Raw genomic sequence first — 11,797 nt, forward strand, 5'->3', positions numbered from 1 at the left:
GCTACGCGTTCGCGCCGTGCAGCACGACCAATTCGCTCGCGCAATCGCGCATGTGCGGAATGCGCAACTGCTTGAGCTTGCGGTAGAGCGAGGCCCGGCACACGCCGAGCGTTCTGGCCGCAGCGGAAATATTCCAGCGACTGGCTGTCAATGCATGCAGCACACGCTCGCGCTCCGAGAGGGGGGGGCCGTCCTGGGCGCAATCCGAGCGCGCCGCATGCAGCGGCATCGCCCTCGGCGATTGGCTCGGCAGCTGAGCCGGGCTGCATTCGACGATACCTCCCGCCAGCAATTCGGCCGGCAAATCGCGCAGTTCGACGCGTGGGCCGCTCATCACCGCGCATGCGTAGCGGACCGCGGTCTTCAACTGGCGCAGATTGCCGGGCCAGCGATGCCGCGCCAGTACCTCGAGCGCATCCGGGGCAATCAGCCGTGCCGTGTCGACGGCGTCGCCAAGCTCGTCCGATTCGCCTGGCTCCTGCAGTTCGTCGGCCAACATGCGCGCCAGCACCGTCGTGAAATCGGTTCGCTCGCGCAGTGGCGGCAAGCGCAGCACGCCCACTGCGATTCGATAGTAGAGATCCTCGCGAAAGCGGCCCTGGGCAACCAGCTCGGGTAAATCCTGGTGGGTCGCGCAGATCAATTGCACGTCGACAGGCACTGGGGCACTGCTGCCCAGCGGCGTGACTTCGCGCTCCGACAGTACGCGCAGCAGGCGCGTTTGCAGCGCCAGCGGCATATCGCCGATTTCGTCGAGAAACAGTGTGCCGCCGTCGGCTTGCTGAATGCGTCCTTTCATGCCGCCGGGCAGGGCGCCGGAGAAGGCGCCGCGCGCATAGCCGAACAATTCGCTTTCGATCAGATGCTCGGGAATCGAGGCGCAATTGATCGCTACCATCGCGCGCGCCCGGCGCTGGCTATAGCTGTGCAGCGCGCGGGCCAGATATTCCTTGCCTGTGCCGGTTTCCCCGAGGATGAGCACCGGCAGGCCGCGATCGATGAAGCGCTTGCCGCGAGCAATCAGATGTTGCATCGCGGCATCGACGCCGCACAACAAATCGATCGGCAAATAAGGGGAAGCGGATGGGGTGGCGCTAGGCGAGCGTGAGGCAGCTACGGCGAGATGAGCTGGCATGTTTGTCTCCTTGTCTGCAGCTTGCCTGAGAAGGCTTTTGGCCGGGCAAGCCTGACGCGATGCATGCGTGGCATCGCCAGACAAGATTACTGCGCCAAATTAATAACATCCAATACAATATGAATGCCTGATTAATACCTTGAAGGTATCAAATGATCGAATTGCGCCATTTGCATTATTTCGTGGTGCTGGCCGAGACGCTTCACTATGGCCGGGCCGCGCAGCAACTGCACATTTCCCAGCCGCCGCTGAGCCGGCAGATCGCCTTGATGGAAGCAGCGCTCGGCGTCGAATTATTCGAGCGGACCCGCCGCAGCGTCCGACTCACCCGCGCCGGCGAACGGTTCTATCGCGACGCGTGCGAGATCCTCACGGCAGTCGAACAGGCCAAGCGCAACGCGGTCAGTGCCAGCCGGGGCGAGGACGGCATGATTTCGGTCGGCTTCATGATGTCTTCAGCGTACAACGTGTTGCCGGCGCTGACGCGCACCTACGCGGCAACGTACCCGCAGGTCGACATGAAACTGACCGAATGGCTGCCGAATTTGCTGGTGGAGTCAGTGCGTGCGGGGCGCACCGATGTTGGGGTCATGTACCGGCCCGAGGACTGCAGCGGTCTCGAAAGCTGCACGGTATACCGCGAGGAACTGGTGGCGGTACTGCCGCAGCACCATCGGCTTGCCGGCGCCAGCATGATTGCCGCCGGCGAACTGGCAGATGAATCATTCGTAACGTTCCCGCGCGAAGTCGCGCCGCTGGTGTACGACCTGATCGGCAACTATTTTCGTCAAGCCGGTTTTGCACCGCGTATCCGTCTGGAAACCAATTTGCAGCAGACGATTGTCACGCTGATCGCCGAAGGGCTTGGGGTGGCATTGGTGCCGAGTTCGATGCGCGCCATACAATTGGCTAACGTGGTCTTCAAGCCGCTGCGGAACCCGCCGGTAGTGGAGGTGGCCCTATTATGGAGTGAAAACAATCATAATCCCTGCGTGCAGACTTTCGTGAGCAACGCGGGCAGTGTGTGGCGCGATTTGCAGAGTAAGGGCGGAGCCCAGGTGGTGCGTGACGAGACTTGAATGCCCCGTCACGCGGGGGTGTCAGAATTTCCGTGTTCAAGGCGGGTTGAGAATCACACGGATGGTCGAACGAATCGATCCTGGTAGAGGATAGCAAATTGGTTCATTGCGTCCTTCCAATCTTTTGCGGCACGACCCCAGTCAGAGGTGATATTGCGTAGCGCCAGCCAGATAAGCTTAGTCGCTGCCTCGTCGCTCGGGAAGTGGCCTCGGGTCTTGATGATCTTGCGTAGCTGCGAATTGATATTTTCTATGGCATTTGTCGTGTAGATCACCCTGCGCACCGCCGGCGGAAATGCGAAGAACGGGATCACGCGGTCCCAGGCGTTACGCCATGAAGCGCTGACCGTCGGGAATTTCTGCCCCCATGGGCCCGCGGCAAACGTATTGAGCTCAGCTTCGGCGGCTTCCGCACTCGGCGCGGTGTAGATCGGCCGGATCGCGGCGGCTAGCGCTTTGCGATCTTTCCAGCTAGCGTAATTCAGGCTGTTGCGGATCAGATGGACGATGCAGGTTTGCAGCGTGGTCGCCGGGAATACTGCGCTCAGCGCCTCCGGCATGCCCTTGAGGCCGTCGGTCACTGCGATCAGAATGTCGTTGACGCCGCGCGTCTTGAGATCGTTGAAAACCTTCATCCAGAACTTGGCGCCTTCGGTGTTCTCGATCCACAGCCCCAGAATCTCGCGCGTGCCGTCGGGCAGAACGCCCAGCGCCAGATAGACCGCCTTGTTGCGTACGACGGCATCCTCACGGATCTTCACTCGCAGTGCGTCGAAGAACACGACCGGATACATCTGCTCAAGCGGCCTGGCTTGCCAGGCGGTGACTTCGGCCATGACCTCGTCGGTAACCGAACTGATGAAATCGGGCGAGACCTCGGTGCCGTATTGCTCGTGCAGGAAGCCCTGAATCTCGCGCACGGTCATGCCCCGAGCGTACATGGCGACGATCTTGTCATCGAAGCCCGTGAAGCGCCGTTCGTGCTTTGGAATCAGCAACGGCTCGAAGCTGCCGTCACGGTCGCGAGGCACCTCGATTCGGATTGGGCCATCTTCGGTCAGAACCGTCTTCGCACCTTTACCGTTGCGCTGGTTGGTGACGGCGGCTGGTTTGGCTGCGCCCGGTGAATAGCCGAGATGATGATTCATCTCGCCGCCCAGGGCTCGCTCGATCAGCGCTTTCTTGAGTGCCAGGGTCGCGGCATGGATGGCTTCGGCCGTCATCGGGCTATTGCCGAACTGCTCAAGCAGCTCGGCGGGGATCGCCGGCAGCTCTGCCAGCGGGGCTTTCGGTTTGCGAGGCATACATTCTCCTTGGGAGCATGTTATGCCTTAAACACGAAATCTCCGACAGTCCCCGTCACGCCGCCCAATCACGATCCGGGAGCGCTAACACAGGCCGAAATGCACACAAGATCGCCCGGTGCACAAAGATTGAGGCACTCCTGACTCTGAGCCAGCGCACTTAACGACGTCATCGATAGCCACGCCAAAGCGGTTGCTATAGCAAATTTCTCCATGGCACGTTCTCCTCAACATATCCAATACATTCAGCGGCGCGCCAAGCCGCCGGATGTATTTAAAAAATAGGACATATTGTTAGTACGTCAATATTATTTTTTAAAAATGAGGGAGTCGTGCCGTCCTTATTTTTTGCTGAGCATTACTAAGATCCGTAGGAAATCGATATTCGTCGTCGCTCTTTGGTGGCTATATTTCCAGAATGCCAGCCGCCATGAATCCCCCATCGACCGGCAGGATATGGCCGGTGACGTAAGAGGCATCGTCGGAGGCGAGAAAGCTGATCGCACCGGCGATTTCCTCCGGTACACCGTAGCGCCCGGCAGGCGTCGCCCGCAGATAGTTTTGTCGTGAGACATCCGAGTGCAGTTCGCGCGTGAGCGGCGTGTCGATCGGGCCCGGGGCGATGCCGTTGACGGTAATGCCGTGCGGGGCGAGTTCGATCGCCATTTGCCGGGTCAGTCCCACGACGGCCGCTTTCGACGTGCCGTAGGCGGTGCGGCCCGCACTGGCGCGCAATCCGGCAACCGACGAAAGATTGATGATGCGCCCCCAGCCGTGCGGCAGCATCATGCGCGCCGCATGCTGGCCGCATAGCATCGAGCCGGTGACGTTGACGGCCATCACCTGATGCCAGTGATCGAGCGGATAGTCGACGAATTCAAAGGTTTTGGCGATGCCCGCATTGTTGACCAGAATGTCGCAGCGGCCGTACCGTTGGGCCACCGCTTCGAAACCCGCCGCGATCGAGCCGGCATCGCCCACGTTCATGGTCAGCGCCAGCGCTTCCCGTCCCTCGCCCTGCAGCTTCTGCGCTGTGTCCTGCGCCGCTTGCGTGTTCAGGTCGGCAATCACCACTGCACAGCCGTCGCGCGCCAGGCGCGCGGCGATGGCCGCGCCGATACCCATGCCCGCGCCAGTCACTAAAGCAACCTTGCTGCTCATTATTTGTACTCCTAAATAGTAGAATAGGAAAACCGGTCTGAACGGCCCGCTTCAGGCGGGCCGCGCAACGTTACTTAATGAAACCGAGCGATATCCACGGCACCAGCGCCACGATCAGCAGCGCCACGGTCAGTGCGGCCAGATAAAGCCACATGCGGCTCATGACCTTGTCGGGTGAAATCTTGCCGATCGCGCACGCGGCATAGAACCCCACCCCCACCGGCGGTGCGAACAGGCCGATGCCCATCGACAGGATCACCACCATCGCATAATGCACGTCGGGGATGCCCATCGAGCGAGCCACCGGGAACAACAGCGGCCCGAACAGCACGATCGCCGGGATGCCTTCGAGCACGCTGCCCAGCACGATAAACACCACCATCGAGATCAGCAGGAAGCCGGTGGCGCCGCCCGGCATGCCGTGCATCAGCCCGACCAGGCTGGCCGAGAAGCCGGACTGCGTGAGGGCCCAGGCCATTGCGGTGGCCATGCCGATGATCAGCAGAATGGCGCCTGAGAGCGCGGCGGTCTCGATCAGCATCGGATACAGCCGCTTGAAATCCAGATGCCGCAGCACCGCATGCATCGCCAGTCCGACCACGATGGTGTAGGCGATGCCCACAGTCGCCACTTCGGTGGCGGTGGCGGCGCCTTCGATGACTGCCGTGCGAATCAGAATCGGCAAGGCCAGCGCCGGCAGCGCAATCACGAAATTGCGGCCGATCACGCGCCATGGGGCGCGCTGCGCGCGTGCCGGCGTCTCCTTGCGGGTGTTGACATAGCAGACGATGACGATCGCCAGGGTGGCGATCACCGCCGGCAGCAGTCCGCCGATAAACAGCGCCGAAATCGATACGCTGCACACCGCGCCGATGGTGATCAGCACCAGGCTCGGCGGAATCGTCTCGGTCATCGCGCCGGTGGCCGAGAGCAACGCCACCAGATCTTCCGGCTTGGAGCCGCGTCGCTTCATCTCCGGAAACAGGGCGGGCGCGACCGCCGCCATGTCGGCGGCTTTCGACCCGGAGATCCCCGAGACCAGGAACATCGCGCCCAGCAGCACGTATTGCAGGCCGCCGCGCACATGGCCCAGCAGCGCGGCCATGAAATCGATCAGGCTGCGCGCCATGCCGCTCATCTCGATCAGCGCGCCGAGCAGTACGAACAGCGGCACGGCCAGCAGGATCAAGCTAGACATGCCTTCGTCCATGCGGCTGACCACGATCTGCAACGGCGCCTGCGTGGCCAGCGCGAGATAGGCCAGCGTAGCCGTGCCGAAGGCAAAGGCGATCGGGATGCCGCCGGCCACGCACAATCCGACCAGCACCACGAAGAAGATGATCAGGTTGTAATTGCCCATGGCCAGCAGCAGCGGCCGTCCGAACCACAGACCGGCCCCGATGGCCGCGATCACCGCCAGGCCCAGCCAGAATTGCTTGAGCGTCGCATGCCGTGCCATGCGGGCCACGGCTGCCAGCAACATCAGCGCGGTGCCCACCGGCAGCGCGGCGGCACGCCAGCCATCGGGCAGGCCAAGCGCCGGCGTGGTGATCGGCATTTGCTCCTTCGCGTGCTGATAGGCCGGCACGATAATCATGGCGACGAACACGCAAACCACCAGCGCCGCCATCGTCTCGAACCAGCCGCGCCACTTGTCCGGCATGCGGTTGACGATTGCCGACAGGCGCATGTGCTCGCCCCGATCCAGCGCCACCACCGCCCCCAGCATCGAGAGCCAGATGAACAGGATCGATGCGAGTTCGTCGGACCAGATCAAGGGGTTGTCGAGCACGTAACGAAAGATCACGCCGGTAAACAAAATGACCGTCTCGGCGATCACCAGCAAAACCGCCACCGCTTCCGTGACTCGCATCACGGCGCGGTTGGCGGTATCGAACCAGCGAGCAATCGCACGCGTGGGTTCTGCCTGCATCGGCTCGGCTCGCATGGACGTCGCCTTCATTTACGCAAGTTTCCCGGTGTATTTTTCCAGCAGCGTCCAGGCCTGGTCGCCGAACTTCTTGTGCCAGTCGGCATAGAACCCGGCGCTGCGCAGCGTGTCGCGGAAGCTGTCGGCGTCGACATTGTTGAATTGCAGGCCCTTGGCCTTGAGGTTTGCCTCCAGCGTGTCGTTGAGCTTTTTGACGTCGACGCGCTGTTTCAAGCCGGCCGCGTTGACGTTGGTGCGCACGATTTCCTGCAGATCCTTCGGCAGCTTGGCGAACGAAGCTTTATTGCCCAGGAACCAGAAGCCATCCCACATGTGGTTGGTCATCGAGCAATATTTCTGAACTTCGTAAAGCTTGGCCGTGGAGATGATCGCCAGCGGATTTTCCTGACCCTCGACGATATGCGTTTGCAGCGCCGAATACACTTCCGCGAAGTTGATGCTCGCCGGCGCCGAGCCGAATGCGCGGAACATCGAAGTCCACAGCGGGCTCGGCGGGACGCGAATCTTCATTCCTTTGAAATCGGCCGGCGTTTTGATCGGATGGGTGCTGCTGGTGGTTTGCCGGTAGCCGTTGTCCCAGATCTTATCGAAGGCGAACACCGAGGTCTTGGCGATTTCGCCGCGCACGTGAGCGCCGAGATCGCCGTCCATGGCGGCCCAGACCTGGCTGTAATCCTTGAACGCGAAGCCAATGCCGCTGATCTGCGCGGCCGGCACCAGCGTGCCAAGAATCAACGGCGACAGCGTGAAGTAATCGATCGCGCCGGAGCGGATTTGCGACAGCATGTCGCTGTCCGAACCGAGTTGATTGTTCGGGAATATCTGCAGATCGATACGGCCCTTCGACTGCTCGGCGATATTTTTGGCCATTTCCCGCGCGCGGATATTCATCGGGTGCGTGACGGGCAGGTTGTTAGCGTATTTGAGCGTGAATTCCGCTGCGTAGGAGTTGCTCTGATACAGGCCCGTGGCGGCGGCGGCCGACGTGGCGGCCATGATCTTCATGAAATTGCGACGATCCATCTGGCTCATGCTGGGTGTCTCCTGATTTTTTGCGTTGTTGGTGACGCGATCGGTGCCGCGCCGGGTCGAGCGACTGTTACCGCACGGTCATCTTACGCAAATTGGGTGCCAGTCAGGAATAGCTGGAGGGAAAACCCTTACATTGTTAAGTAATATTGGATGACAACCAGGGTATATCGTGACGTTTGCGCCGACGCGGGCGCGGCACACGGTGCCTGTCGCATCCCGCCGATCCGCGCCGGGATGCGACAGGTGTCGCAAACCAGGCGACAGGTGTGTCGGACATGAGACACATGTCCGCCGGCGCGTGACATGTACGGGCCGGCCGCGGCGCCGGATGTCGGCCCGTCGTTCCCGCTCGAGCGGCCTGGCATCGAACTTGCATCGAGTAGCGCCACATCCCATAAGGAGACTCGCATGACCACTGCCTGCCTAACCGGCTGGAGCCACTCCCAGTTCGGCAAACTCGACAACCTGCCGGCCGAAACGCTATTGGGCGATGTTGCCGCGGCGGCGTTGCAGGACGCCGGACTCGACCCCGAACAGATCGACGCGATTTTCGTCGGCACCTTCAACGGCGGCTTCCTTTACCAGGACTTTCCTTCTTCGCTGGTATTCAACCGGTTGCCCGCGCTGCGCTTCAAGCCCGCCGTGCGCTGCGAGAATGCCTGCGCGACCGGGTCGGCGGCGCTTTATGCCGCGCTCGACGCGATCGACAGCGGGCGCGCGCGCCACGCGCTGGTCATCGGCTTCGAAAAAATGACCGAGCTGCCCACGCGCGAAGTCGGCGACATTTTGCTCAAATGCTCCTATGCAAGCGAGGAAGCCGGCACGCCGGGCGGCTTTGCCGGGGTTTTCGGGCAGATCGCTCAAACCTATTTCGACCGCTACGGCGATCAGTCCGACGCGCTGGCGCGCATTGCCGCCAAAAATCATCGCAACGGCACGCACAACCCCTATGCGCATTTGCGCAAGGACTTCGGCTACGACTTCTGCCGCAACGTCTCCGAGAGGAACCCGGTGGTGGCCGGCCCGCTCAAGCGCACCGACTGCTCGCTGGTGTCGGATGGCGCTGCCGCGGTGGTGGTCAGCGCCGGCGAGGCTGCGCGCGGCATGCGTCACGCGGTGCGCTTTCGCGCCGCCCAGCAGGTCAACGACTATCTCCCGCTGAGCCGGCGCGACCCGCTGGCCTTCGAGGGCGGCGAGCGAGCCTGGCGCGGTGCGTTGGCGCAAGCCGGCGTATCCCTGAAGGACCTGTCGCTGGTCGAAACGCATGACTGTTTCACGATTGCCGAGTTGATCGAATACGAGGCGATGGGACTGGCGCCACGCGGTCAGGGCGCGCGCGTCGTCGCCGAGGGGCTGACTGAAAAGGATGGACTGCTGCCGGTCAACGCCTCGGGCGGGCTCAAAGCCAAGGGGCATCCGATCGGCGCGACCGGGGTATCGATGCACGTCATGGCGGCCATGCAGCTTACCCACAGCGCTGGCGAGATGCAGATCCCCGGGGCGCGCCTGGCGGGCGTGTTCAATATGGGCGGCGCAGCGGTGGCCAACTACGTCAGTATTCTCGAGGCGGTTTGACCGTATCCAGGACCAGGAAAGAAAAGAAAGCGAATCAAATGCTCAAGAAAGTCATGAATCTGGGGCGGTTGCTGTCCGACGTGGCGCGCCGTTATCCCGACGAACCCGGCCTGATCATCGGCGAGCGTCAATGGAACTGGGGTGAAATCGATGCGCGCGTCAACGCCGCGGTGGCGGCGCTGCGCGAGCTCGGCGTGCGCCAGGGCGACAAAATCCTGGTGCACTCGCGCAACAACCTGCCGATTTTCGAGAGCGCCTGGACCGCGTTCAAGCTCGGCGCCGTCTGGGTGCCGACGAACTTCCGCATCACACCGGCCGAGGCTGCCTATCTCGGGCAATCGAGCGGCGCCAGCGTCATGCTCTACGACCAGGGTTTCGAGGCGCACGTCGACGCAGTGCGCGCCGCCGCGCCGGGGCTCGAGCACGTCATCGCGATCGGCGCGCCGCGTCCCGGCGAGCACCATTACGAAGACCTGCTGGCGCGCCATGCGGGCGCCGCTGCCGCCGAGGCGGAAGTCGAGCATGAAGATCCGCTCTGGTTTTTCTACACGTCCGGCACCACCGGCCACCCCAAGGCCGGCATGCTCTCGCATGGGCAGATGGCGTTCGTGGTGACCAATCACCTGGCCGACCTGATGCCGGGGTTGACCCATCGCTGCCGCTCCATCGTGGTGGCCCCGCTCTCGCACGGCGCGGGCATTCACGCCATCGTCAATACCGCGCGCGGCGCGGCCAGCATTCTGATGCCTTCGGAAAAACTCGAACCCGAAGCGCTCTGGCAGGCCGTCGAGCGGTACCGGGTCGACAATATGTTCACGGTACCGACCATCGTCAAAATGCTGGTCGAGCACGAGTCGGTCGACCGCTACGATCACAGCTCGCTGCGTCACGTCATCTATGCCGGCGCACCGATGTACCGGGCCGACCAGAAGATCGCGCTGCGCAAGCTCGGCAAGGTGCTGGTGCAGTACTACGGACTGGGCGAAGTCACGGGCAACATCACCGTGCTGCCGCCGTGGCTGCATACCGACGACGATCAATCGCCCGATGCCCGCCTGGGCACCTGCGGGCAGCCGCGCACCGGCATGGAAATCGCCATTCTCGACGAGCAGGGCAAGCGCCTTGCCCCGTTCGAGACCGGCGAGATCTGCGTGCGCGGGCCGGCCGTGTTCATGGGCTATCACAACAACCCGGAAGCCAACGCCAAGGCCTTCAAGCATGACTGGTTCCATACCGGCGACATTGGTCACGTCGATGCGCAGGGCTTCCTGTACATCACCGGGCGTGCCTCCGATATGTACATCTCGGGCGGATCGAACGTCTATCCGCGGGAGATCGAAGAAGCCCTGCTGACCCATCCGGCGGTATCGGAAGTGGCCGTGCTGGGCGTGCCCGATCCCAAGTGGGGTGAATCGGGGCTGGCGGTGGTCGTGCCCAAGGCCGGCATGAATGCGCAAGCCACCGACCTGCTGGGCCATCTCGAGGCGCGCATCGCCAAGTACAAATGGCCGCGCCGCTTCGTTTTCTGGGACACCATGCCGAAGTCGGGCTACGGCAAGATCGTCAAAAAGCAGATCAAGGCGTTGCTGGAAGAGCGCGGAGACTTTCGCCTATGACGCCCCGGCAGCCTTCTCCATTTGCACATAACGGTCCGCCGTTGCTGCCGCGCATCGTCGATTGCGTGCTCGAAGGGCGGCACGAACTGCGTGTATCGGTGCCCAGCGGCGCCAACCTCGGGCAGGCCTTGCGCCAGGCCCTGGCGCGGTATGCGCACGGCGGCGGAGTCGGGCGCCTGTGCGCGGGCACCGCGCGCGGCCTGCGCTATCACATGATGGTGCATACCGGCGAGCCGACACGGCCGTTCGCTTACGGCGCGCCGGTCGACGTTGCCGAAGAGGTTGACCTGGTCAGCGGCGCGCTGACCATCGGCCGCGCGCCCGACGGCACACCCCTGTTGCATTGTCACGCCGGCTTCAGCGACTCCGCCGGGGAATTGCACGGCGGTCACCTGATCCTCGATCACACCTGGGCCGGCAGCGAACCGGTGGTGGCGCGCCTGTGCCTGTTTACCGAGGGCGGCTACGTCACGCGGGAAGACCTGGAGACCCATTTCAATCTGCTTTACCCCATTCGCGGAGTGGCTTCATGAACGAGTTGGCCCCGGCCGATGTGGCCATCGAACCCGGCGCGCTCGGGCGTCTGGTCGTCGCCCGGCTCAAGCCCGACCAGGACTTGACCGAGAGCCTTGAGGCGTTGTGCGCCGAGCACGGCATCAGTCGCGCGGTCGTGCGCGGCGCGGTCGGCAGCCTGGTCGACGCGCGTCTGGCTTACCGCGTTGGCGATGGCTGGCAGGAGCGGGTGGTCACCGGCCCTGGCGTCGAAATCCTCAACGTGTTCGGCGAGGCGGGCGCCGCATCCGGCGGGCGTGCCCCGGTGCTGCACGGCGTGGTGGCCGACACCGACGGCCGCATGTATGCGGGCCGCTTCGTGCGCGGCGCCAACCGGTGTTTCATTACCATCGAGGTGACCTTGCAGGAGTGGCTGCCGGGCGGCGCCTGAG

The 11,797-nt window shown here is 63.0% G+C and carries 10 protein-coding genes; 5 read left to right on the forward strand and 5 right to left on the reverse strand.

Annotated elements, in window-relative coordinates; translation table 11 throughout:
* Position 1 precedes the first annotated feature (1 nt).
* Positions 2-1,135, reverse strand: a complete 1,134-nt coding sequence (locus PATSB16_RS03080) for a sigma-54-dependent Fis family transcriptional regulator (protein WP_047212586.1) — start codon at positions 1,133-1,135, stop codon at positions 2-4.
* A gap of 152 nt (positions 1,136-1,287) precedes the next feature.
* On the opposite strand from PATSB16_RS03080, the gene PATSB16_RS03085 reads away from it, so the two are divergent.
* A complete protein-coding gene (locus PATSB16_RS03085; RefSeq protein ID WP_047212587.1) occupies positions 1,288-2,214 on the forward strand; it encodes a LysR family transcriptional regulator in 927 nt (308 codons plus the stop codon).
* 53 nt (positions 2,215-2,267) lie between these two features.
* On the opposite strand, the gene PATSB16_RS03090 is transcribed toward PATSB16_RS03085, so the two are convergent.
* The 4 genes from PATSB16_RS03090 to PATSB16_RS03105 all read right to left on the reverse strand — a co-directional run bounded on the left by PATSB16_RS03090 (position 2,268) and on the right by PATSB16_RS03105 (position 7,662).
* Positions 2,268-3,518, reverse strand: coding sequence for an IS256-like element IS1090 family transposase (locus PATSB16_RS03090; RefSeq protein WP_047212588.1), 1,251 nt, complete (start codon positions 3,516-3,518; stop codon positions 2,268-2,270).
* 405 nt (positions 3,519-3,923) lie between these two features.
* The gene (locus PATSB16_RS03095) at positions 3,924-4,679 is read right to left on the reverse strand and encodes an SDR family NAD(P)-dependent oxidoreductase (protein ID WP_047212589.1); all 756 of its coding nucleotides are present in this window, start codon (positions 4,677-4,679) and stop codon (positions 3,924-3,926) included.
* Between the two features lie 70 nt (positions 4,680-4,749).
* On the reverse strand, positions 4,750-6,612 hold the full coding sequence (locus PATSB16_RS03100) for a TRAP transporter large permease (RefSeq protein ID WP_047216223.1): 1,863 nt from the start codon (positions 6,610-6,612) through the stop codon (positions 4,750-4,752).
* Positions 6,613-6,642: 30 nt separating this feature from the next.
* Positions 6,643-7,662, reverse strand: a complete 1,020-nt coding sequence (locus tag PATSB16_RS03105; RefSeq protein WP_047212590.1) for a TRAP transporter substrate-binding protein — start codon at positions 7,660-7,662, stop codon at positions 6,643-6,645.
* A gap of 408 nt (positions 7,663-8,070) precedes the next feature.
* Between PATSB16_RS03105 and PATSB16_RS03110 the strand changes: the two genes are divergently transcribed.
* Genes PATSB16_RS03110 through PATSB16_RS03125 form a run of 4 tightly spaced genes read left to right on the forward strand, consistent with a single transcriptional unit; the run spans position 8,071 to position 11,796 of the window.
* Complete coding sequence (locus PATSB16_RS03110; protein ID WP_047212591.1) at positions 8,071-9,237, forward strand: acetyl-CoA acetyltransferase; 1,167 nt, start codon at positions 8,071-8,073, stop codon at positions 9,235-9,237.
* Positions 9,234-10,853 carry an acyl-CoA synthetase gene (locus tag PATSB16_RS03115; protein ID WP_047212592.1) on the forward strand — a complete coding sequence of 540 codons (1,620 nt, stop codon included), beginning with the start codon at positions 9,234-9,236 and terminating at the stop codon, positions 10,851-10,853. Before PATSB16_RS03110 ends, PATSB16_RS03115 begins: the two co-directional genes overlap by 4 nt.
* Positions 10,850-11,386, forward strand: a complete 537-nt coding sequence (locus PATSB16_RS03120) for a PPC domain-containing DNA-binding protein (RefSeq protein ID WP_047212593.1) — start codon at positions 10,850-10,852, stop codon at positions 11,384-11,386. The genes PATSB16_RS03115 and PATSB16_RS03120 overlap by 4 nt, the downstream gene beginning before the upstream one ends.
* The gene (locus tag PATSB16_RS03125) at positions 11,383-11,796 is read left to right on the forward strand and encodes a PCC domain-containing protein (RefSeq protein ID WP_047212594.1); all 414 of its coding nucleotides are present in this window, start codon (positions 11,383-11,385) and stop codon (positions 11,794-11,796) included. The genes PATSB16_RS03120 and PATSB16_RS03125 overlap by 4 nt, the downstream gene beginning before the upstream one ends.
* Position 11,797: the final 1 nt, after the last annotated feature.

The organism is Pandoraea thiooxydans (assembly GCF_001931675.1).
Classification (GTDB): Bacteria; Pseudomonadota; Gammaproteobacteria; order Burkholderiales; family Burkholderiaceae; genus Pandoraea; species Pandoraea thiooxydans.

What these genes read in the sequence shown, in the direction of transcription:
- PATSB16_RS03080 (WP_047212586.1), bottom strand. Translation starts at nt 1,135, where the DNA reads ATGCCAGCTCATCTCGCCGTAGCTGCCTCACGCTCGCCTAGCGCCACC.
- PATSB16_RS03085 (WP_047212587.1), top strand. Translation starts at nt 1,288, where the DNA reads ATGATCGAATTGCGCCATTTGCATTATTTCGTGGTGCTGGCCGAGACG.
- PATSB16_RS03090 (WP_047212588.1), bottom strand. Translation starts at nt 3,518, where the DNA reads ATGCCTCGCAAACCGAAAGCCCCGCTGGCAGAGCTGCCGGCGATCCCC.
- PATSB16_RS03095 (WP_047212589.1), bottom strand. Translation starts at nt 4,679, where the DNA reads ATGAGCAGCAAGGTTGCTTTAGTGACTGGCGCGGGCATGGGTATCGGC.
- PATSB16_RS03100 (WP_047216223.1), bottom strand. Translation starts at nt 6,612, where the DNA reads ATGCAGGCAGAACCCACGCGTGCGATTGCTCGCTGGTTCGATACCGCC.
- PATSB16_RS03105 (WP_047212590.1), bottom strand. Translation starts at nt 7,662, where the DNA reads ATGAGCCAGATGGATCGTCGCAATTTCATGAAGATCATGGCCGCCACG.
- PATSB16_RS03110 (WP_047212591.1), top strand. Translation starts at nt 8,071, where the DNA reads ATGACCACTGCCTGCCTAACCGGCTGGAGCCACTCCCAGTTCGGCAAA.
- PATSB16_RS03120 (WP_047212593.1), top strand. Translation starts at nt 10,850, where the DNA reads ATGACGCCCCGGCAGCCTTCTCCATTTGCACATAACGGTCCGCCGTTG.
- PATSB16_RS03125 (WP_047212594.1), top strand. Translation starts at nt 11,383, where the DNA reads ATGAACGAGTTGGCCCCGGCCGATGTGGCCATCGAACCCGGCGCGCTC.